Source organism: Ancylobacter sp. TW_SC_1 (assembly GCF_056836805.1).
The window spans coordinates 760,016-781,742 of record NZ_CM166365.1; the positions used below are offsets into that span (position 1 = coordinate 760,016).

A 21,727-nucleotide genomic window follows, 5' to 3' on the forward strand; every position below is an offset into this window, starting at 1 on the left:
GGCCTGTATCCAGATGGAGCCGCGCTTCGGCGACACCAGCGCCAATGTCGCGCATTCGCTCGACCTCATCGGCAAGGCCGCCGACGCGGGAGCGACCCTGCTCGTCCTGCCGGAACTCGCCAATACCGGCTATGTCTTCGAGACCCGCGCGGAGGCCTTCGCGCTGGCCGAGACCATTCCCGACGGGCCGACCTGCGTGGCCTGGGCGAAGATCGCCGCCGAGCGCGGCCTGTACATCGTCGCCGGCATCACCGAGCGGGAAGGCGTGTCGCTCTACAACAGCGCGGTGGTGATCGGCCCCGAGGGCCATGTCGGCACCTACCGGAAGATGCATCTGTGGGGCAACGAGAACCTGTTCTTCGAGCCCGGCAATAACGGCTTCCCGGTGTTCCACACCGCCATCGGCCGCATCGGCGTCGCCATCTGCTACGACGGCTGGTTCCCCGAGACCTACCGGCTGCAGGCGCTGCAGGGCGCGGACATCGTCTGCGTGCCGACCAACTGGGTGCCGATCCCCGGCCAGGCCGAGGGCCGCGAGGCGATGGCCAACATCCTCGCCATGGCCGCCGCCCATTCCAACTCGCTGTACATCGCCTGCGCCGACCGCATCGGCACCGAGCGCGGCCAGCCCTTCGAGGGCCAGAGCCTGATCGTCAGCTACACCGGCTGGCCCGCCGCCGGCCCGGCGAGCCGCACCGGCGAGGAAATCGTGAGCGCCGAGGTGGATCTCGGCGCCGCGCGCCGTGCCCGCAACTGGAACGCGTTCAACCAGGTGCTCCGCGACCGGCGCACCGACGTCTACGCCGAGATGCTCGGCTCCGACATTTCCCGGGGCTGGTACTGAGCCCGCCCCGCTCCGCCCTCCACCGCTGAAAAACAACCCATAACCTTCCGGAGAAAGCCTATGTCCCGCACCTCCCTGCTGATGGCCGGCGTGTTTGCCGCCGGCCTTCTCGCCGGCCCGGCCCATGCGGCCGACACCATCACCATCGGCATTCCCGTCGGCCTGTCCGGCGCCAACTCGGTCGTCGCGCCCTCGGTGGTGCAGTCGGCCGAGCTGGCGGTCGAGGAGATCAACGCCAAGGGCGGCATCCTCGGCAAGAAGGTCGTGCTCGAGGTCGCCGACGACGCCTCGGGCGCCGCCGGCGCGCAGAAGGCCTTCGATTCGCTGATCTTCCAGAAGAAGGTCGACGTGCTGATCTCCATGGAGACCTCGGCGGCGCGCAATGCCGGCCTGCCGATCGTCAACCGCGGCAAGGTGCCTTACATCTACACCTCGTTCTACGAGGGCCGCTCCTGCAGCCCGTACATGTATGTGAACGCCTGGGTGCCGGACCAGCAGGTCGCCCCCATCGTCGACTTCTTCAACAAGGAAGGCGCCAAGACCTACTTCCTGATCGGCTCGGACTACGCCTTCGGCCGCGGCATGCTGGCCTTCACCAAGGACTACATCGAGAAGACCGGCGGCAAGATCGTCGGCGACGAATACGCCCCGATGGACGCCACCGACTGGACCGCCATCCTCTCCAAGGTGAAGGCCGCCAACCCGGACGCCATCATCACCTCCACCGCCGGCGGCGCGCCGAACGTGACGCTGACCAAGCAGCTGCGCGCGGCGGGCATCAAGTCGCTCTACGGCAATCTCGCCGTCGACGAGGGCACCGCCAAGAGCATGGGCCCGGATGCCGAGGGCATCTATATCGCCGGTTCCTACTTCACCAACATCGACACCCCGGCCAACAAGGCCTTCCTCGCCGCCATGGCGAAGAAGTTCGGCGCCGATCTGAAGACCCCGAACGACCTCTCGGTTCCGGAATACGAGGCGGTCTACGCCTACAAGGCGGCGGTGGAGAAGGCCGGCACGACGGATGCCGCCAAGGTGATCCCGGCGCTGGCGGAAGTCGCGGTGGAAGGCCCGCGCGGCACCATCGTGATGAACAAGCAGCGCCACGCGCCCCTCACCATGTATCTCGGCCAGGTGAAGGCCGACGGCTCGGTAGGCATCATGTCGACCTTCAAGGACGTCGATCCGGGCGAGCAGTGCCCCAAGCTGAAGTGAGAGCGGGAGACCCCGCAACGACCTCTCCCCGACGGGGAGGGGTCGGCGCGAAGCGCCAGGTGAGGGGGAGGGCTTTATCCGTGCCCCGCCCGCCGCTGCCCCTCACCCCACCCCTCTCCCCGTCGGGGAGAGGGGGCCTCGCGGCACTGATGGCGCGATCCTTGCGACCCGCCTTGCGACGTCATCCCGAGGCGCCCGGCAAAGCCGGGCCTCGATGGATGTTCACGCCGAAGACCGGCCCTCTTCCGGCATCCTTCGAGGCGCGCTGCGCGCCCGCCTCGGGATGACGTGGTTCCGACCCGGCCCTTTCCGGCCCGCCGTGCCTCCAACCCAAGGACCTTCGCATGATCGCCCAGACGCTGGACATCGTGACGACCGCCGCCATCCTCTATGCGGTGGCGACCGGGCTGCTGCTCGTGTTCGGCGTCATGAAGATCATCAACTTCGCCCATGGGGGGCTGATGACGCTCGGCGGCTATGCCGCGCTCGTCACCACCCAGGCCGGGCTCAATCCCTGGCTCGCCATCCCCGCCGCGGCGCTGTTCGGCGGCATCGCCGGCATGGCCATCGAGCGCTTCGTGGTGCGCCCGCTCTATTCCCGCCCGCTCGACGCCATCCTCGCCACCTGGGGCCTGTCGATCATCATCGGCCAGCTCATCACCATCGCTTTCGGCCGCGGCGTGCAGTTCACCCAGTCGCCGCTGAGCGGCACGATCGACCTGCTCGGCGAGAGCTATTCCGCCTATCGCCTCGCCCTTGTCGGCATCGCCGCCGCGCTCGGCATCGCCCTCACCGCCCTGCTGCAGGGCACCCGGCTGGGGCTGGAGACGCGCGCGGTGATCATGAACGAGGACCTCGCCCGCGGGCTCGGCATCAATAGCGGGCTGGTGCGCTTCCTCACCTTCACCCTCGGCTCGGCGCTGGCCGGCGTGGCGGGCGCGCTCATCACGCCGCTGTCCAGCGTCGATCCCGGCATGGGCGTGCCGTGGCTGGTGAACGCCTTCATGCTGGTGCTGGTTTCCGGCGCCTCGCTGGTCAGCCTGCTGTTCGCCTGCCTGGTGCTCGGCGGGGCGCAGGTGCTGGTCGCCACCCATTTCAGCCCGGTTCTGGGAGGGCTCACCATCGCCGTGCTCGCCGCCGTCATCCTGCGCATCCGGCCTCAGGGGTTCGCCCGTGACTGAAGCGCGCCGCCTTTCCCTCATCCTCGCCGTGGCGCTCCTCGCGCTCGCGGCGGTCTTCGCCGGGCCCACTGTGCTCGACACCTATTCGGTGAACGTGCTCACCCGCTCGCTGCTCTATGCGGCGGTGGCGCTGACGGTGGACCTGCTCTGGGGGTTTCTGGGCATCCTCACCTTCGGCCAGTCGGTGTTCTTCGCCTGCGGCGCCTATGCCGCGGGGCTGGTCTTCACCCACATGGATTTCTCGACCTCCAACGCCTTCCTGGCGCTGGGGCTGGGGGTCGGCGGCGCCCTGATCGTGGCCGCCATCGTCGGCTGGCTCGCCTTCTGGCACGGCGCCTCGGCGCTCTATGCCTCGGTGATCACGCTGGTGCTGCCGATCGTGGCGACGCAGCTGCTCTATTCCGGCGGCACCTTCACCGGCTCGTCGAGCGGGCTCTCCGGCTTCATGAGCTTCGACCTGTCGATGGAAGCCTGGTTCTGGCTGTCCGGCAGCTTTCTCGTCGGGGTGACGACGCTCGCCTACATCTTCGTCAAGAGCGATGCCGGAAGGCTGCTGGTCGCGGTGCGCGAGAACGAGCAGCGCTGCAAATATCTCGGTCTCGACACCTCACGGCTGAAGATCCTCGTCTATCTCGTCTGCGCCGTCATCGGCGCCGTCGCCGGCTACATCTATGCCGGCTATGCCATGGTGGTGGCACCCGAGCTCGCCGGCTTCGTGTTCGGCACCGAACTCGTCATCTGGACCGCGCTGGGCGGGCGCGGCACGCTGCTCGGGCCGGTGTTCGGCGCGCTGATCGTGGACTATGAGAGCGCCCAGCTCGCCGGCGACTATCCCTTCGTCTGGCAGCTCATCATCGGCGTGCTGTTCGTGCTGGTGATCGTCGCCTTCCCGCGCGGCCTGCTGCCGGTGCTGTTCGACCTGCCGCGCAAGCTGCTCGGCCTTATCCGCCCGCGCGCCGCGACCCCGGCAGCCTGCGTGACGCTCTCGACGCTCGATCCGGCCGAGTCGCAGGGTGTGGAGCCGGGCGACGGGCCGGCGCTGGCGGTTTCCGGCGTGGTCAAGCGTTTCGGCAGCCTGACCGTGCTGGAGGCGATCGACTTCGAGGCCCGGGCCGGCGAACTGGTCAGCCTCGTCGGTCCCAATGGCGCCGGCAAGACCACGCTGATGCGCTGCATCGCCGACGGCGCCGAGCGTTCCGCCGGCTCGATCATGGTCAATGGCTACGACATCGGCCGCAAGCCGCCGGAGGCCTGCGTGGCGCTCGGCGTCGGCCGCAAGTTCCAGATGGCCAATGTGTTCGAGACGCTGACCGTGGCGCAGTGCCTGCAGATCGCCCGGGTGCGTCACGCCCGCCCCTCGCTGTGGCGCCGCGCGCAGGAACTGCCGCTGCCGGAGGCGGCGATGCACGTCATCACCACCACGGGTCTGGACAGGCAGCTTTCGACGCCGGCGCACCTGCTCTCGCACGGCATGAAGCAGGCGCTGGAGCTCTCCATGGTGCTGGCGCTGGAACCGCGCGTGCTGCTGCTCGACGAGCCGACCGCCGGCCTCACCAAGACCGAGCGCATGCAGATCGGCGCGATCCTGGTCGACCTGACGAAGAAGCAGGGCCTGTGCGTGCTGCTGGTGGAGCACGATCTCGACTTCGTGCGCGAGATTTCCTCGCGCGTCATCGTGCTGCATCAGGGCCGCATCGTGCTCGACGGTTCGGTCGAGGAAGTGGTGGCCTCCGAACTGGTCAAGCAGGTCTATGCCGGCTCCGGCCATGCCGGCATCGCGCATGAGACGGCACCGTCCCCCACGAAGGAGATGCCGGCATGAACGCCCTCTCTGTCGAAGCTCTCTCCAGCGGCTATGCCGGCGCCGTCGTGCTGCGCGAGGTCAGCCTCGCCATCGCGCCGGGCGAGATCCTCGCCGTGCTCGGCAAGAACGGCATGGGCAAGTCGACGCTGCTGAAAGCCGTGATGGGCTTCCTGCCGAAGATGACCGGCACGGTGGCCATCGGCGGCAGCGAGGCGACGCGCCTCTCGCCGCACCGGGTCGCCCGCCTCGGCGTCGGCTATGTCGCGCAGGAAAAGGCGCTGTTCCAGGACATGAGCGTGGAGGAAAACCTGCGCCTAGCCGTCCGGCGGCCGGATTTCGAGGCGGCGCTGGCGGAGGTGGAGGCGTCCTTTCCCTTCCTGCTGCAGCGGCTGAAGCAGCGCGCCGGCACGCTGTCGGGCGGCGAGCAGAAGATGCTGCTGATGGCCCGCTCGCTGGCGACGGGGGCGAGGCTTCTCCTCATCGACGAGATCACCGAGGGGCTGCAGCCGTCCGTCATCGACCGGCTCGCCGGGGTGATCCGCAGCGCCCGCGAGCGCCACGGCACCACCATGCTGCTGGTCGAGCAGCATCTGCCCTTCGCGCTGGCGGTGGCCGACCGCTGGGCGGTGCTGGACCGCGGCGAGATCGCCGAGAGCGGCGCGAGCAGCGAGCCGGACGCCCGCGCGCGGGTGCTGAAACATCTGAGCGTGTGAGCGGGAGCCCGCCGTGACCTTTTCCATCGTCGCCCGCTGCCCCACCACCGGCCGTCTTGGCGTCGCCGTCGCCACGGCTGTGCCGGCGGTCGGCTCGATGTGCCCGTTCACGCGGGCGGATACCGGCGCGGTCTCCACCCAGTCCTGGGTCAACCCCTATCTCGCCCTCGGCGCGCTCGAACTGATCGCCGGGGGGATGTCCGCCCGCGCCGCGCTCGACAGCGTGCTTGCGGACGACAGTGCACGGGAGCTGCGCCAGATCGGGCTGGTGGACGCCTCGGGCGAAGCTGCCGCCTTCACCGGCGCGGAGTGCACGCCCTGGTGCGGGCAGGAGGTCGGCGCGGGCTTCACTGTCCAGGGCAACATGCTGACCGGGGCGGAGGTGATCGCCGCCATGGCGAGCGCCTTCCGCGCCAGCGAAGGCGCGCCGCTCGACGAGCGGCTGATGCGGGCGATGGAAGCGGGCGACGCGGCCGGCGGCGACAGGCGCGGCCGGCAATCGGCGAGCCTGCGCCTTCAGGGAGCGGAAGATTATCCCGCGCTCGACCTCAGGGTCGACGAGCATCCGCGCCCCGTCGGCGAGCTGCGCCGCGTGCTGGAGATCGCCCGGCTCCAGCTCGTGCCCTTCGTGGAAGGCATGCCCAGGCGCGGGGCGGCGCCCGGCCCGGCGCCGGAGGCGGTGACGGCGATGCTTGCGCTCGCACCGCCGGATCGGCCGGGCGGGGGCGGCAGCGGCCCAGCCTGATCCGCCGGCCGGGCGAGCAGGAGGCCGACAGTGGCCAAAGGCGGCGGCGCGTCAGCCGAGCAGCGCGCGCAGCCCCTGCACGATGATGACCAGCCCGCCGATGACGACGATGCCGTCGAGGATGCGGATATGGGCGCTGTCGGACAGGCTGCCGACCAGCCGCTTTGCCAGAAAGACGCCGGGGGTCGCCGAGACGCCGATCAGCAGCGCCATGATCCACGAGGAAAGCGGCAGCGACCCCGCCGCCTGGAACACGCCGACCTTGACGACGCCGAGCACCAGCGAAATGCCGGCATCGGTGGCGATCACCGCCGCGCCGTTCAGCCCCGCCGCCAGCAGGATGGACAGCAGGACAACGCCGGTTCCCGCCGTGCCGCCCATCAGCAGCCCGAAGCCGGCGCCCGCCGCCAGTATGCCGGGCGGCGACAGGTGCCCGCGCAGGCTGAGCAGCAGATGCCGGACGGGGATGGCGAGCAGCAGCACGGTGCCGATCACCACCGACACTCCGCCGCCGGAGAGGCGCGTGTAGCCATAGGCGCCGAGCGCCGAGGTCGGCAGCGCAACGGCGATGATCAGCATGGCCCGCCGGGCGTCGAATTCTCGCCAGAAGGCGACCAGCCGGCTGGTGTTGGACAGCATGGCGGACACGGCGATCACCGGCACAACGGCCTCGGCGCCGACGATCGGCAGCAGGATCGGCGGCATCAGCAGGCCGGGCCCGTAGCCGGTCACGCCGCCGGCCACGCCGGCGATGAAGGCGACGGCCGCCACCAGCCCATATTGCGCCAGCGTGACGTCACCGAACATGGCGGCGGCTTTCGGCGGGACGGCTGCGGGGCGTGCGTCGTGGATCGGGCATGGCGCGTGGTCCGGGGACGGTGCTTCGGCGGTGTTTCCGGTTGCCTTCCCGCCTAGGGCAGGAAGGCGCCGCCATTGACGTGGAATGTCTGCCCGGTGAGGAAGCGCGCGGCAGGGCTGGCGAGATAGGCCACCATGGCGGCGACGTCCTCGGCGGTGCCTTCGCGGCCGAGCAGCGTCTGGTTGCGCGCGTGGTGGGCGGGGTTCTTCTCCGACGCGGCGTGGCTGCGGTCGGTGGCGATGCGGCCGGGCGAGACGAGATTCACCGTGATGCCGCGCGGTGCCAGCTCCACCGCCAGCGCCTTGGTCAGCCCGTCCAGCCCGGCCTTGGCCGCGACCACATGGGCGCGGTTGGGCGCGCCGGTATAGGCGGTCAGGCCGCCGATATTGACGATGCTGCCGGCGGGCGAGGCGGCCAGGTGCGGGATGGCGGCGCGCGCCAGAAGAAAGGCGCCGTCGAGGCAGATGCCGAGGATCTCGCGCCATTCGGCGAAGCTCATCGCCTCCAGCGGCTTCTCGCGCCGCAGGGCGGCGTTGTTGACGAGGACGTCCAGCCGGCCGAAGCGGGCGAGGGCGGTCTCGACAATGATGTCGGCGGAGGATTCGCGCGCCACGTCGGCAAGCACCATAGCGGCGTCGCCGCCCTGCCGCTCGAGCTCGCGCACCACCGCCTCGGCGCCGGCCCTGTCGCTGCGCGCGACCACCACGACCGAGGCGCCGCCGGCCCCCAGCGCCAGCGCGATGGCGCGGCCGATATTGCGCGAGGCGCCGGTGACGATGGCGACGGGACGGGAATGGCGATCGCTCACGACACGACTCCGAATTCGATGCGGCGCGCGCCGGCGGCGATGGCGTCAATGGACGCACGAAGCGCCCCGGCGGTGGCCGCGTCGCCGCCGCCGAACAGTACATTGGCGGTGAACTTGGCCACTAGCTCGGCGTCGGAGAGCGGCTCGCGCGCACCCCCGCGCATGTGCGGCTGGCGGATTTCGCGAACCGAACCGTCCTTCAGCGTGGCCCTGAGATGGCCGGTGAAGTTGCGCGGATATTCGTCGTCGGGGTCGATCTCATAGGAGATCCTGGCGGCCAGGGCCCGCACGTCCGGGCGGCGCGTCTGATCATCGGCGAACTGGCGCAGCCCCGCCGCGCCGTCGAGGAAGCCGACCGCCATGCAGAAGGGCGTCGAGAATTTCGCGGCGTAGCCGTTCGGTACCGCCTGCTTGGCGGCGAGCGGCTCCCACAGGCGGTGCACCGTGCCCTCGCCCGCCTTGCACACGAGGCTGACGATGTCGTTGGCCGCCACGCCCTGCCGGGCGAGGGCGATGGCGCAGTCGATGAAGGGCTGCGTCATGGTTCCGCAGGCATAGGGCTTGAAGGCGATGGTCTGCATGATCCAGCTCTCGCCGAGCCCGTCCAGCAAGGGGGCGAAGTCGGCCGTCCGCGAGGGCGCGAAGGCGCGGAAGAAGCCGTGATCACCCTCGAACACCGTCGCCGGCCCGACGAAGCCAGCCTCCGCCAGCAGCGCCGCGCGCAGCCCCGCCTGCGCCGCCGCGCCCGGGTGCAGACGCTTGGTCCACGAACCGTCGGCGAGATATTCGATGATGCCGGAGGCGAGGCTGCCCGCCGTGCCGAGCGCGTTGGCGAGGCGCGCACGGTCGAGCCCGATGGCGGCACCGGCCGCGGCTGCCGCGGCCATGGCGCCGATCACCGCGGTGGGGTGGAAGCCGGCGCGATGGATCGCCTGCGGCGCCACGAGACTTAGCCGGCTCATGAGTTCTGCCCCGACGGCGATGGCGCGCATCACCGCCGTTCCGTCGAGCCCGCGGTGCTGGGCGATGGCGAGTGCCGCCGGCACGACGACGACCCCGGCATGGACCGGCCCGCCCTCGAAGGTGTCGTCATAGTCCTCGCCATGCGCCGCCATGCCGTTGACCAGCGCGGCGTCATAAAGGTTCAGCCCCTTCCGGTGGCCGATGGCGGTGCAGGTGCCCGGCCCGGCGGCGCTGGCCAGCGCCGCCCGCACATAGGTCTCGCCACGCGCGGCGAAGGCGAGGCCGGCAATGTCGAGCAGCAGGCGCCGGCTCACCGCATCGACCGCCGGGGGCGGCGCGGCGCTTTCGGCGAAGGCGGCAAGGTGGCTCGCGACGGTGCCCTGGGAGATCGAGCTGTGCTTGTTCACTGATGGGCTTCCTGCAGCTTGGCCTTGCGCGCGTCGCGATATTCGCGCGTCAGGGAGAACACGACGAAGAACAGCGCGGCCCCGAGAAGAACGACGGCGATCGGGTCCTCGAGGAAGATGCGGAACTCGCCGCCGGAGAGCACGAGCGACCGTCGGTAGCTCGATTCGACCATGTGGCCGAGCACGACGCCGAGGATCATCGGCAGCACCGGGAAGCGCGCCATCCGCATGAAATAGCCGACGAGGCCGAGCGCGAGCGCCAGGCCGAGGTCGAACGGGCTGTTGTTGAGGGTGAACAGGCCCGAGAGGATGAGCGCGAAGATGAAGCCGGAGCGGTAGGGGCGCGGCCGGTTCACCAGCCACACGCAGGCCGGAAGGATGATCACGCCGACGCCGATCTGGGCGATGATGGCGATGAGCGACCCGACATAGAGGCTGTCGATCACCTGCGGGTTCTGTTCGAACAGGCGCGGGCCGGGCAGCAGGCCGTGCATCAGCAGGCCGCCGAGCAGCACGGCGGTGGAATTGGAACTGGGAATGCCGAAGCTGAGCAGCGGGATCAGCGCGGTGGAGGCCACCGTGTTGTTGGCGGCCTCCGGCGCGGCGATGCCTTCTTCCGAACCCTTGCCGAAGCGCTCGGGCGTCTTCGACCAGCGGCGGGCCTCATTGTAGGACATGAAGGCGGCGATGGAGCCGCCGCCGCCCGGGGTCAGCCCCTCGAACAGGCCGAGGATGCAGCCGATGGCCTGCGAGCGCCGGAGCTTGCGCATCAGTTCCCAGCCCGGCAGGCGGACGCGGATCGAGCCGCCGAGCTGGGTGGCGGCGGTGGAACCGGACTGGCTCATCAGCTCGGTCAGCGCGAACAGGCCGACCATCACCACCACCGGCTCGATGCCGCTCAAGAGGTCCGCCACGTCGAAGGTGAAGCGGGTGACGCCGGAGATCGGATCGGTGCCGACGGTCGCGATCATCAGCCCGATCACCGCCGAGGCGAGGCCCTTGAGCAGCGAGCCGCCGCTCATCGAGGCGATGACGCTGAGGCCGAGCACGCCGAGGGCGAAATAGGAGGTCGGCTTGAAGGCGAGCGCCAGCCACGACAGCGGCTCGGTCAGCAGCACCAGCATCATGAGGCCGAACAGGCTGCCGACGACGCCGGACATCAGCGAGATGCCGAGCGCCTCGCCGGCCCGCCCCTGGCGGTTGAGCTCGTAGCCGTCGATCACCGTCGCCGCGGAGGAGTTGGTGCCGGGCGTGCGGATCAGGATGGCCGGGATCGAGCCGCCATATTCCGCGCCGATATAGACGCAGGCGAGCAGCGCGATCGCCATGGCCGGGTCCATGGTGTAGGTGAAGGGCAGCACCAGCGCCATGGTGATGGACGCCGAGATGCCCGGCAGCGCGCCGCCGAGAATGCCCCAGGTCAGCCCCAATATGGCGACGAGGACGAGCGGCGTGCCGGTGAGCAGATGTACGATGTCCCAGAAGGTCGTCACGAGAACAGTCCCTGCAGGAGCGTGCCCGTCGGCTGATGCACGCCGAGCAGCTTGACGAAGATCGTCCAGTAGAGAGCCGCTCCGCCAAGCGCGGCGGCGGGGATGATCCAGTTGCGGGCGGCGCCCTCATAGAGCGCCACGCCGGCGATCAGCAGGGCGACGGCGATGACGTAGCCGAGGAGCGGCAGCAGCACGACATAGGCGGCGCCGAGCAGCAGCAGCCCCACGGCGCGGGGCAGCGAGGCGCCGTCCTCTTCGTCCTCGGCCGGGTCGCGGACCGGTCCGGCGGCGCGGCGGGCGGCACGGTGGGCGAGCGCGGCGCGCGCCATCAGGGCAACGCCGATGAAGGCGAGGAGCGCGGCCAGCAGGTGCGGCAGGCCGGTCGCGCCGACCTCGTCGGACAGCGTGCTCTCCGCGATGGTGCCGGAGGCGAGATAATAGGCGGCGGCGATGGCGAGCAGGACGCCGCCGCTGAGGAAATCCCGGTTCATGATGCGCTCCTCGGGGGGCGGAGAGGGCGGCGGGCAAGCGGGCGCCGGCGGCATGGGGCCGGCGCCGCGCCGGGCGGCGGGATCGCTACTTGACCGCGCCGGTTTCCTTCAGGAACGCCTCGGTGGCGTTGGCGAAGTTGGTGATGAAGGCCTGGTATTCCTGGTGCGGAATGAAGTTCGCCACCAGGATCTCCTCGGTGTAGCGCTTCTTGTAGTCGGGATCGGCGAGCACGTTCCTGATCGCCTCGTCCCAGATGGCGGTGACATTGTCCGGCAGGCCCTTCGGCCCGGCGAGGCCGCGGAACTTCACCAGGGTGACGTCGTAGCCGCTTTCCTTGACCGTCGGCACGTCCGGCTTCTCGGGGATGCGCTGCGGGTTGAAGGTGGCGAGCAGGCGCACCTTGCCGGCGTCGATCTGCGAGCGCAGCTCCTGGACCTCGCCGATGCCGATGTCGAGCGTGCCGTTCAGCACGTTGAGCATCATGTCGCCGCCGCCCTCATGGGTGACGATGGCGGCGTTGACGCCGGCGGCGCGCTTGAGCTGCTCGGCGGCCTGGCGCTCCAGCGAGGCCGGATTGGCGGCGCCCCAGCGGCCGCGGTCCTTCTTCGCCTTGTCGATGACGTCGGCCAGCGTCTGGTAGGGGCCGTCGGCGCGCGTATAGATCACCTCGCTGTCGGCGAACAGGTTCGCTACCGGCTCGAGGTCCTTGTAGGTGGCCGAGGGCTTGGAGAGCAGCGAGGTGTAGATGTAGGTCGGCGTGGTGGCGTAGAACACGCTGCCATCGGCGGGGGCCGCCGCGACGCGGGCGACGGCCTTGGCGCCGCTGCCGCCCTGCACGTTCTCGACCACGAAGGTCGCGCCGATATATTTGCCGAGATACTTCGTGAGTTCGCGCAGGAACACGTCGCTGCCGCCGCCCGGGCTGGAATGGGTGACGAGCGTGACGACCTTGTGCGGGTAGGCGAGCGGTTCGGCGTGGAGGGCAAGAGTGCCGAGGCCGGCGGTCAGCACCGCCGTCAACAGGCCGGTCAGGGTCTTTCGCATGGACTTCCTCCCAATGCGGGGCCACCTCTGTCGGGCGGTCTCCCAATGACGGTCTCGTCTTGATTCGCGTCTCGACGTCGCCGTCGATGGCGTCTCGGCGGTGCGTCGTCTCCCGTTGGCGCGGGAGAGGCGCGCAATCGGAGATCAGGCGCGGCGCTCCTCGGCCCGCGCGGTGGCGGAGCGCGCCAGCAGGCGGTCCTTGCCGCGCTCGACATGGTCGAAACTCGCCTCATAGGCGGCCGGGGCGTCGCCGCGGGCGATCGCCTCGACGATGCGTGCATGCTCCTCGTTGGAGAGTTCCAGCGTGTTGCCGGTCATCAGATTGCCGGCCCGGTAGAGCCGAAGCTGCTTGACCAGGCCGCGATACTGCCCCGCCAGAACGCCGTTGCCGGTGCTCGCGACGATGAAGTCGTGGAAGGCGAAATTCAGCGGGTAGTAGCGGTCGAAATCGTGCGCCTGCGCCGCCGCCGTCATCTGCTCCAGCATGTCGCGCAGCCGCGCGATCGTCGCCGCGTCGGCACGCCCGGCGAGGAGCTGGGCCGCATAGCCGAAGAGCGCGGCGCGCACGCCATACATCTCCACCACCTGCCCGATTTCGAGGCTGCGGATGAAGACGCCGCGATTGGGCAGCAACTCGACCAGCCCGAGCGCCTCCAGCGAGCGCAGCGCCTCGCGCACCGGCCCGCGGCTGACGCCGAAGGTGGCGGCGAGCTGGTTCTCGTTGATCCGCCCGCCAATGGAGAGCCGGCCGTCGAGGATCATGCTCTCGATCTCGCGCTCCAGCAGCATGGGCAGCGAGTTGAGGCGCAGGAAGGTGACGTCGTGGGCGGCGGATGAGGACGACATGTGGGGGAGCGTATCGCTGAACTGTAAAGTGTCAACAATTTAATGTCGCCATATGGCATTCGACATTCGCGTCGACGAACCGGACCGACGTCGGCCCGGATCGCCGGCATCGCGGGAGATGCCTCGGAGGCACGGGTCGGTCGGAGGCAAGGGGGGGCGGCGGCGACGGTCGGGAACATCCGCGCGCGTCCGTGTGCGGGAGGCGGCGGCACTTTGGAGGTGCCGCGATCCCGTTCAATGCCGGCAGGCCAAGCCGGTCGACGGGGCGAACCATGACCATTGACGGGAGGAGGCTTGTTTCTCGGCCCGTTGTGAGGGTGGATCCCGGCAAATCCGCGCCTCGGGTCGGGTCCGCGCCGAGCAAGCTCGACCGCCTCGACCCGCATTGCCGTGTTCTGCCGACGGGGCTGACGATCTCGGATCCGGGACGGCCTCGGGCGGATTCCGGGCCTGCCCGGAGAGGCGCCGGGCGCCGGCGCCATCAGGCTGCGGACCACGATCAGGACAGGCACGCTGAGGGGAAGTCAGGGATAAGCCCGACGGTCGTCACCCGTGCGTGACGCATCGCCCAAATGGCCCGCCTCAGGGAGGTGTCCCCAGGGGCGCGATCTAGCCCGGCAGTTCATTTGAAGGAAATTGGAGCGGGCGATGGGATTCGAACCCACGACCCCAACCTTGGCAAGGCGCCCCACGGCCTTACTCGGTACTGCGACGTTCTACGCCAGAATTTACTAACTTACTATATATATTGAGATATTAGTCAAAACATCGATGCCGCAGACTCTCTAGAGCGCGCCAACATACGCCCTAAAAGGGTGACTTTTTGCTTACTTTCGTGAGTGCTTCGTGCTAGAGTAAGCAAAATCCGCCTAACACTCGGATATTTCATGAAAAAACTCACGAAGCAGGCAGTCGATGCTCTGAAACCTTCGAAGGTTGGGGTCCAGGGTTCGTATTCGATCGAGTGGGATCAGGAGCTCAGGGGCTTCGGCGTCAAGGTCGTCGCCTCGGGGCTGAAGACCTTCGTCGTCCAGTATCGCAATGCTCAGGGCCGCAGCCGCCGCATCATGATCGGCCGCTACGGCGTCATGACCGTGGAGGAGGCACGGCGCGAGGCGAAGGCCGTCCTCGGCAGGATCGCCAGGGGTGTTGACCCGCTCGAGGAAAAGCAGGCGGCCACCGGCGACGCCGTTACCATTGCGGAAGTATGTGACTGGTACCTGACTGAGGCTGAAGCTGGGCGCATACTCGGTCGGCGGCGGCGACCCATCAAGGCTTCCACTCTCGCCATGGACCGTAGCCGGATCGACGTGCATATCAGGCCGCTTTTGGGAAAGCGCGCAGTCAGCGCGCTCAAGCTCGGCGATATCGAGGGTGCCCAGGCTGATATCGCTGCCGGCAAGACCTCCAAGCCCCGCGTCGGTAGTCGCGGTGGCGCCGCGACAGGGGGCGAAGGGGTCGCCGCCCGCACCATGTCGACACTGCACGCCATCCTCGAGCACGCGGTGCGTCTCGGGAAGATTGAGAGCAACCCGGCGCGCGGCGTTCGGCGCCTCGCGAGCACGCCGCGTGATCGCCGGTTGAGTCGTGCCGAGATAGAGAAACTGGGCAAGGCGATGCGGGCCGCGGAGCCGCAAGGGGAGCACCCGACCGGCCTCGCCGCGATCCGCTTTTTCCTGATGACGGGTCTGCGCCGCATGGAGGGTCTCGCCCTGGAGCGGGCCTGGCTCAATGAAGAGGAGGGCTCAATCCGCTTTCCCGATACGAAGAGTGGTGCGCAGACGCGGGTCATCGGCCGCGCCGCCGTGGACCTGCTGCTGGCACAACCGCAGACAGGGTCGCGCTTCTTCTTCCCGACCGACTGGGGTGAAGGGCATTTTGTCGGCGTGGTTCGCGTGCTCGACCGTGTGTGTGCGATGGCGCGGCTGGAGGATGTCACCCCACATACCTTGCGCCATACCTTTGCGAGCGTCGCTGGCGATCTCGGATTCTCCGAATTGACCATCGCGGCGCTTCTGGGCCACGCGGCACGCGGCGTTACCCAGCGCTACATCCATATCGACGAAGCGCTGAGGCTCGCCGCCGATCGCGTCGCGGATGAGATGGCTCAAATCCTGGACGGCAAGACGATTGCTTCGCCCGCCACGCGGCGCGGCGCACCTCAGTCACAGGAATTTCGGGTGACGAACCAGGGAGCGCCGCAGGCAGAATCGTGACACGATAGAGTGGAAGCAGGCTCTATTGGCCCTTGGGCTGGGGACCGAGGTAACCAGTGATGGCAGCGACAAAGAAGGTTGAGAGCGGCATCCTAAGCTCGGTCCACAGGACGGCTATCGGCCTCCACGAGACTGGCCTCGTGGACGAGGCAGCCATGCGCGAGCTCGTTATTTTATGCCTTACCCCGGTCCAGCCTCTGGCTCCCGAAGAGATCAGGGCCCTGCGCGAACGAGAGCAAGTCTCCCAATCCGTCTTTGCGCAATACCTGAATGTTCGGAAGGAAGCCGTCAGCAGATGGGAGAGTGGCGAGAAGCGCCCGGACGGTCCGTCGCTCAAGCTGCTCAATCTCGTGAAGGCAAAGGGCCTGAGCGGGATCGTCTGATATGCTGGGGCAAATGCTCGCGGCACATCCCGCGCAGCTGTGACCAGCCCATTTGGTCATAATTCCTGTGACGACTCATATTTGCGCAATCGCGTGGCCGCGATCGGCGACGACCTGCCGGACTCATGTTCTGGATGCGGAGATTGCGCTCAGCATTCTCCGCATATTTGCGGACAATGCTCTTGTGTTTGCGGAGATTGAACATCACATTCTCGGCGTGGAGTGCGGAGAATGCTGCCCTATATCCATGAACTGACAGACTGGCCTCGGTTTCGCTGGGATCACATGGCGTTGGCGGCGCCTCTGGCGGCGGTGCGTCATCACCAGGGCCGATTGGTCGGCCGCATGGAGGGGCTCGGCTTCGAGCTCCGCGGCGAAGCCGTTCTGCAATCCCTGACCGAAGAGGTCCTCAAATCCAGCGATATCGAGGGCGAACGGCTCGACCGTGAGCAGGTCCGTTCCTCAATCGCGAGGCGCCTCGGCATGGACATCGGGGCACTCGCCCCGGTGGATCGCCATGTCGAAGGCGTCGTCGAAATGATGCTGGACGCAACCCAGAACTACCGCGCCCCTCTCACTGAGGAGAGGCTTTACGGCTGGCATGCCGCGCTGTTTCCCACCGGTCGCAGCGGCATGGCCAAAATTGCTGTTGGCGCATGGCGTACCGGGGAAGCCGGACCGATGCAGGTCGTTTCGGGACCCATCGGGCGTGAGCATGTCCATTTCGAAGCACCGAGCGCGGAGCGACTCCCGGCCGAAATGCAGGTCTTCCTCGCGTGGTTCGACGCGCCCAGTAGCATCGATCCTGTCCTCTTCGCGGCCGTGGCCCATCTGTGGTTCGTCACGCTCCACCCGTTTGAGGATGGCAATGGGCGCATCGCGCGGGCCATCGCCGACATGGCGCTGGCCCGTTCGGAGCGGTCACCGCAACGGTTCTACAGCATGTCCGCACAGATCCGGGTCGAACGGAAGACCTACTATGACACCCTGGAGCAGACCCAGAAGGGCGACCTCGACATCACGGCGTGGTTGGCCTGGTTCCTGGAGTGTTTGGACCGGGCCTTCCATGGGGCGGAGGCGGTCCTCGCCACGGTTCTGCGCAAGGCCCGATTCTGGGAGGCCCATTCCGGAACGGAGCTGCACGCGCGCCAGCGCCTCGTGGTCAACCGCCTGCTCGACGGCTTCGAAGGCAAGCTGACGTCGTCCAAATACGCCGCCCTCGCCAAGTGCTCACAGGACACTGCCGCTCGAGACATCGAGGACCTGTCCGGCAAGGGCATTCTGGTCCGCGATCTCGCTGGCGGCCGGAGCACCAGCTACAACCTCATTGCCAGCTCAGCAGACGCCCTGGAGGCAGTGGCACGCTGGGTTTTAGCGCACGCCGACAAGGCAGCTCGGGATGGACCGGGATCGCCCAGTCACGATGAGAATTCGGCCAAGATTGAGCGTATCCAGGCGGTCTGCCGTGAGCTTCAGACGCTGGCCAACGAACCCGGCGCGACGCCAAGCTATGCAGATTTTGAGGCAAAGCTGCATGCTCTGCACGATCAGGGTGTTTTCCCGGACGAAAGGCTGATCTTTGCGGTTGCGCAGGCCATCCACCGCGGCCTCTAGCTGAAAGGGCAATTCCGGCAGTTACGGACAATGACGGAAGTCTGAGCCGAAGCAGATCTCTGCCCCGGGTGCGTTAGAAGCTATCGACCTCGCACCTCTCCCGTGCCCGCCATCTCGGGGGATCGGCGACCCATCGGTTGATGTCGGATTCCCGCCAGCCGGCGCCGTTGGTGCTGATCTTGAGCTGGGCGGGGAAGGTCCCCTCGGCGACCTTGCGATAGATGGTGGAGCGGGACAGGCCGGTGCGAGCGAGCACGGTCTTCAGGCGGATGATACGCTCTGGTGTCTGCATGGCGGTGCTGCCTCCTGCTGGATGCGCCTGAGGGCGCCTGCGCAAGCCAAGGCATGGGGCGCCGACCAGCAAGAGGATGAACGGCGCCGGTGCAGCGCGGCGAAGCGGCGGCGGCACATCGGACAGGTCAGAGACCCAGGCCCCGGCTCCGGTCGAAGTCGATGCCGTGGCTATGGGCGAGTTCGCGGCCCAGACTGCGGCCGGTTTCAAAGCTGATGCCGAGTTCCTTCTTGCGCGTGGCGAGCAGGGATTCGAGCTGCGGATCGCGCTCCAGGCTCCGCGCCATGTCGCCCATCTGGACGCGGGTGGCTTTGTAGCCCGCGTAGTCGCCTTGCGCGTACAGACGCTGGTGCTGCCGGTCGAGCTTCTGCCAGCGCTCGACGAAGCGATCGGCGCGGCGCTCCGGATCGGTGCGGATTTCGGTTTCAAGCTGAAGGGCGCGGATGGTGCGATTGAGCTTGCCGGAGCTCACTTCGCGCGCGAGGCTGTTATCCCTGCTGTAGGCGGCTTCCGCATCCTGCCAGCCGTGGGGCCGCACCTCATCGAATGCGCGCCTTGCCGCACCGAGCTCGCGCCGCTGCTCGACGGAAGGCGCAAGGCTCTGTCGTTTGACTTCAATGATAGCGTCGGACGCGCGGGCGTGGCGGACAAGCGCCCGCCTGCGGGCGCTGCGCAACGCGTCCTCCGGGTCTTCCGCCGCCTTCCTGTCCGGCGCTACCCGCTCCGGCGCCCGTGTGCCGTCTGCGGGTGAGCGCACGGCCTCTATCATGTCGCCGATGCGCTCGCGGACCTGTTCCGGCACGATCCTCCTGACGATCTCCACGACACGCTCGCGGAAGATGATGCCGCGCCGCTCGGCATAGTCCTGCACCGGATCGGACCGCGCGTAGTCCGACGCCATGTCCTTGGCCCGGTCGCGCGACAGGGTGCGCACCAGCCGGTTCCCATCCGCGAAGTCGTCGCGGCCATAGTGCAGTTCCATACCGTCGCGGTGGCGCGACAGCGCGACATAGCTGGAATGGGCATCCAGGCCGGGCGTCGCCAGCACATGGGTGCGGTCCACCGTCATGCCCTGCGCCTTGTGGATGGTCGCGGCATAGCCATGATCGATGCGGTCATAATCCCTGAGGTCGAAGGCGATGGATCGGCCCTCATCGGTGCGCACCGACATGGACTGCGCGCTGACCTGCTCGAGGGTGCCGAGCGTGCCGTTCTTCACCCCGAGCCCACGTTCGTTCTGCAGGAACATGACACGGTCGCCACCAGCGAAGGAACGCTCTCCGCGCTCGACCGTGACGCGCACCTCCTCGCCAAGATCGCCGGCTTCCCGCATCCGCTCGCGGGCGGCCTGGTTGAGGGCACGCACCTCGTCATTGGTGTGGGTGAGGATGATACGGCTACAGTCCGGTGCCGCCTGGCGGTCACGGTCCCAGCGATCAATCAGCTCGCCGCGCGCCTGCTCCCGCGTTTGCGAGGAATGGACCATGCCATTCCTCTCATAGGCCTGGATCGCATCGCCGATCTTGCCAGTCGCGAGGTCGCGCGTGGCGTCGCGCTGCCAGTCCGCGCGCTGGCGGCGGACTTCGCTGATCTCCGCGCCGCCATGGCGCTCGACGAGCGAACGGAAGGCGGCACCGGCCTCGATCGATTGCAGCTGCTGCGGATCGCCAACCAGCACCACCTTGGCGCCGACGTCAGCGGCATGGGAGAGCACGCGCTCCAGCTGGCGCGTGCCGACCATGCCGGCCTCGTCGATCACCAGAACATCGCGGGAGGTGAGCAGATCCCGGCCCTGCCCCCAGCCGTGTTCCAGGCTGGCGATCGTGCGGGAGGTGATGCCCGATCCGCTCTCCAGATTCTCCGCCGCGATACCGGACAGGGCGACACCGCGCACCTCAAGGCCGGCCGCCTCCCAGGCCTCGCGCGCGACACCCAGCATCGCGCTCTTCCCCGTCCCGGCATAGCCGACGACGATGCCGAGATCGCGCGTGCCGGTGATGTGCGCCAGCGCATCAGACTGCTCAGCGGAGAGAACGAGGCCGCGCTGCTCGGCGCGCTCCAAGGCGGCTTCGCGGTCCCTGTCGTTCACGGAATGGCGTTCGCGCTCGGCCATCAGCTCGGCAGCTTTGTGCAGGCGCTGCTCGGCCTCAATCATTGCCTTGGTGGTGAAGCGATCTTCGCCGCGTCCATCCTTGCCGAGTTCGACGAGATCGGGGGCACGGCCCATTGCGCCCATCACTTCGTTGAACTGCTCGATCCCGTCGCTGTGGCGGTGCGCGAAGCGCGCCATGTCGCGCCGGGCAAAGGTCGATTGCTGATGGGTGATGGCGTCCAGCGCCAGTGACGGAACGGCGATGATGCGCGCGCCATTGCCGCGCGCGATCTCCCGATGCAGTTCCGCCCGATCGGCCGCCTCGATCCCCTCCGCTTCGATGCGTTGCGCCGGTGCGCCGATCTGGCTCTGCGGCTCCAGCGAGATGCCCTGCGCTTCCAGTCTGCGATGATCGATGCGTGCGTCGATATCGAGCTCGGCCAGCCGCTCATTGGCAAGCGCGGCCCAGCGTTCGCGCCAGCGCTCGACCATGTGGGTCGCGTTCCACTCTCGCACCTTCGGGCCGAAGCCGTCCTCGTCGACCGAGCGCATGGTGAGCATGACATGGGCATGGGGCTTGGCCATGCCGTCCTCGCCAATATCCCAATGCACATTGAGATCGGCGACCATCCCGAGATCGACGAATTCGGATTGCACGAAGTCACGGGCGAGCGCGATGCCCTGCGCCTGGCTCATCTCCCGTGGCAGGGCGAACTCGACCTCGCGGGCGAGCTGCGCGTCCTTGCGCAGTTCGAAGGCTTCGACATCATTCCAGAGCCGCTCACGGTCGCCCCACACCTCGGGAGCCCCATCCGGGAGCAGCACCTCGGAATGCACGACGCCGCGCTTGCCAGAGAAGTCCTGGACCCGATCGATGCGCGCATCGCGCAGCCGACTAGCAGAGCGGTAGGCTGCGGACGCCACCGCACTGGAGCCGGCCTTGCGGCCGATGACCTTGACGTGAAGATGATAGATCGCCATCGCGATCCGAACATCACCACGGCGAAGCGCACGTCGGAACGACGTATAAGCGCGCCCTCCCTCGAAAAAATCTCGGGAGCGACAAGCCCATACCAGTCTGTCCCGGCAACATTACAGCCATCCGCAACCCGCTCAACTATCATCCTCCCATTGATTGCTGATGGAGAGACCCATGCGCAACCACGGGACTTCGACGCGGAGCTGAAGACACTCGAAGACAAGGCACGAGAGCTCAAGACCGGCAAGGTGCAGCAACTCGGCGATCTGGTGATTGCCACCGGCGCGGACGCGCTCACCGCCGAGGAACTCGCCGTCGCGCTGCTCGTGCTGGCCGAACTCAATGACACTGGACGGAAGGAGGCGTGGGCGCGACGGAGTGCGGTATTTTTTCAAGGAAAGGCACGCCGATCTGCATCAGCGCCTGACGACAACGCGGTCAGCGCTCCGGCGCAACCAGGCGGCTCGCAACCGCCATCAGGCGAGCCAGGCGCGGCATGACATGCGCGACTGGCAGGTCGAGCGCCGCAGGCGCACGCGGCACCTGATCGAACTTGGCGGGCTGGTGGTCAAGTCAGGCCTGGTCGAGCTGACTAACGACGACCGCGTCGTCATCTATGGCGCATTGCTCTGGGTGGCCGGCAAGCTCAGGAGCGAGGAGAGCGAACGGGCACGCGGCCTTTGGAAGGCGAAGGGAACGCAGGCTTTCGAAGAAGGTCGCCAAGACCGGAAATAGGC

20 protein-coding genes are annotated in these 21,727 nt (G+C 68.0%); 11 read left to right on the top strand and 9 right to left on the bottom strand.

The features are described 5' to 3' along the window. Positions 1 to 13: 13 nt before the first annotated feature. The 6 genes from AC1PZ7_RS03530 (at position 14) to AC1PZ7_RS03555 (ending at position 6,502) form a co-directional block, all read left to right on the top strand. Positions 14 to 844: a nitrilase family protein gene (locus AC1PZ7_RS03530; protein ID WP_482359556.1), complete on the top strand. Its 831-nt coding sequence runs from the start codon at positions 14 to 16 to the stop codon at positions 842 to 844. Positions 845 to 904: 60 nt separating this feature from the next. After that, positions 905 to 2,059, top strand: a complete 1,155-nt coding sequence (locus tag AC1PZ7_RS03535; protein ID WP_482358139.1) for a substrate-binding protein — start codon at positions 905 to 907, stop codon at positions 2,057 to 2,059. A gap of 344 nt (positions 2,060 to 2,403) precedes the next feature. Beyond that, positions 2,404 to 3,240 (top strand): branched-chain amino acid ABC transporter permease, encoded by an 837-nt coding sequence (locus tag AC1PZ7_RS03540; protein WP_482358140.1) that lies wholly within the window; start codon positions 2,404 to 2,406, stop codon positions 3,238 to 3,240. Beyond that, positions 3,233 to 5,062 (top strand): branched-chain amino acid ABC transporter ATP-binding protein/permease, encoded by a 1,830-nt coding sequence (locus AC1PZ7_RS03545; protein ID WP_482358141.1) that lies wholly within the window; start codon positions 3,233 to 3,235, stop codon positions 5,060 to 5,062. The genes AC1PZ7_RS03540 and AC1PZ7_RS03545 overlap by 8 nt, the downstream gene beginning before the upstream one ends. Then, entirely contained in the window at positions 5,059 to 5,757 is a 699-nt protein-coding gene (locus tag AC1PZ7_RS03550) for an ABC transporter ATP-binding protein (protein WP_482358142.1), read from the top strand. Before AC1PZ7_RS03545 ends, AC1PZ7_RS03550 begins: the two co-directional genes overlap by 4 nt. Positions 5,758 to 5,770: 13 nt before the next feature. Continuing rightward, entirely contained in the window at positions 5,771 to 6,502 is a 732-nt protein-coding gene (locus tag AC1PZ7_RS03555; RefSeq protein ID WP_482358143.1) for a DUF1028 domain-containing protein, read from the top strand. 51 nt (positions 6,503 to 6,553) lie between these two features. Here the strand turns inward: AC1PZ7_RS03555 and AC1PZ7_RS03560 are convergent, their stop codons facing one another. The 7 genes from AC1PZ7_RS03560 to AC1PZ7_RS03590 all read right to left on the bottom strand — a co-directional run bounded on the left by AC1PZ7_RS03560 (position 6,554) and on the right by AC1PZ7_RS03590 (position 13,414). Continuing rightward, positions 6,554 to 7,309, bottom strand: a complete 756-nt coding sequence (locus AC1PZ7_RS03560) for a sulfite exporter TauE/SafE family protein (RefSeq protein ID WP_482358144.1) — start codon at positions 7,307 to 7,309, stop codon at positions 6,554 to 6,556. Between the two features lie 104 nt (positions 7,310 to 7,413). After that, on the bottom strand, positions 7,414 to 8,169 hold the full coding sequence (locus AC1PZ7_RS03565; RefSeq protein WP_482358145.1) for an SDR family NAD(P)-dependent oxidoreductase: 756 nt from the start codon (positions 8,167 to 8,169) through the stop codon (positions 7,414 to 7,416). Further along, a complete protein-coding gene (locus AC1PZ7_RS03570; RefSeq protein ID WP_482358146.1) occupies positions 8,166 to 9,539 on the bottom strand; it encodes an MmgE/PrpD family protein in 1,374 nt (457 codons plus the stop codon). The genes AC1PZ7_RS03565 and AC1PZ7_RS03570 overlap by 4 nt, the downstream gene beginning before the upstream one ends. After that, entirely contained in the window at positions 9,536 to 11,032 is a 1,497-nt protein-coding gene (locus tag AC1PZ7_RS03575; protein WP_482358147.1) for a tripartite tricarboxylate transporter permease, read from the bottom strand. Before AC1PZ7_RS03575 ends, AC1PZ7_RS03570 begins: the two co-directional genes overlap by 4 nt. Further along, positions 11,029 to 11,523: a tripartite tricarboxylate transporter TctB family protein gene (locus AC1PZ7_RS03580; RefSeq protein ID WP_482358148.1), complete on the bottom strand. Its 495-nt coding sequence runs from the start codon at positions 11,521 to 11,523 to the stop codon at positions 11,029 to 11,031. Before AC1PZ7_RS03580 ends, AC1PZ7_RS03575 begins: the two co-directional genes overlap by 4 nt. Before the next feature lie 85 nt (positions 11,524 to 11,608). After that, a complete protein-coding gene (locus AC1PZ7_RS03585; protein WP_482358149.1) occupies positions 11,609 to 12,568 on the bottom strand; it encodes a tripartite tricarboxylate transporter substrate binding protein in 960 nt (319 codons plus the stop codon). Between the two features lie 144 nt (positions 12,569 to 12,712). Then, positions 12,713 to 13,414: an FCD domain-containing protein gene (locus tag AC1PZ7_RS03590; protein WP_482358150.1), complete on the bottom strand. Its 702-nt coding sequence runs from the start codon at positions 13,412 to 13,414 to the stop codon at positions 12,713 to 12,715. Between the two features lie 887 nt (positions 13,415 to 14,301). Between AC1PZ7_RS03590 and AC1PZ7_RS03595 the strand changes: the two genes are divergently transcribed. From AC1PZ7_RS03595 to AC1PZ7_RS03605, 3 genes are all read left to right on the top strand, one after another. After that, a complete protein-coding gene (locus AC1PZ7_RS03595; RefSeq protein WP_482358151.1) occupies positions 14,302 to 15,630 on the top strand; it encodes a tyrosine-type recombinase/integrase in 1,329 nt (442 codons plus the stop codon). 155 nt (positions 15,631 to 15,785) lie between these two features. Next, positions 15,786 to 16,013: a helix-turn-helix domain-containing protein gene (locus AC1PZ7_RS03600; protein WP_482358152.1), complete on the top strand. Its 228-nt coding sequence runs from the start codon at positions 15,786 to 15,788 to the stop codon at positions 16,011 to 16,013. A gap of 231 nt (positions 16,014 to 16,244) precedes the next feature. Further along, on the top strand, positions 16,245 to 17,627 hold the full coding sequence (locus AC1PZ7_RS03605) for a Fic family protein (protein WP_482358153.1): 1,383 nt from the start codon (positions 16,245 to 16,247) through the stop codon (positions 17,625 to 17,627). Positions 17,628 to 17,700: 73 nt separating this feature from the next. Here AC1PZ7_RS03605 and AC1PZ7_RS03610 read toward each other — a convergent pair whose 3' ends face one another. Both AC1PZ7_RS03610 and traA read right to left on the bottom strand, forming a co-directional pair. Continuing rightward, positions 17,701 to 17,919, bottom strand: coding sequence for a helix-turn-helix transcriptional regulator (locus AC1PZ7_RS03610; RefSeq protein WP_482358154.1), 219 nt, complete (start codon positions 17,917 to 17,919; stop codon positions 17,701 to 17,703). 127 nt (positions 17,920 to 18,046) lie between these two features. Further along, a complete protein-coding gene (gene traA / locus AC1PZ7_RS03615; RefSeq protein ID WP_482358155.1) occupies positions 18,047 to 20,992 on the bottom strand; it encodes a Ti-type conjugative transfer relaxase TraA in 2,946 nt (981 codons plus the stop codon). Between the two features lie 153 nt (positions 20,993 to 21,145). Between traA and AC1PZ7_RS03620 the strand changes: the two genes are divergently transcribed. Both AC1PZ7_RS03620 and AC1PZ7_RS03625 read left to right on the top strand, forming a co-directional pair. Next, positions 21,146 to 21,490, top strand: coding sequence for a conjugal transfer protein TraD (locus tag AC1PZ7_RS03620; protein WP_482359557.1), 345 nt, complete (start codon positions 21,146 to 21,148; stop codon positions 21,488 to 21,490). A gap of 1 nt (position 21,491) precedes the next feature. Continuing rightward, positions 21,492 to 21,725, top strand: a complete 234-nt coding sequence (locus AC1PZ7_RS03625) for a conjugal transfer protein TraD (RefSeq protein ID WP_482358156.1) — start codon at positions 21,492 to 21,494, stop codon at positions 21,723 to 21,725. The last annotated feature ends 2 nt before the right edge of the window (positions 21,726 to 21,727 follow it).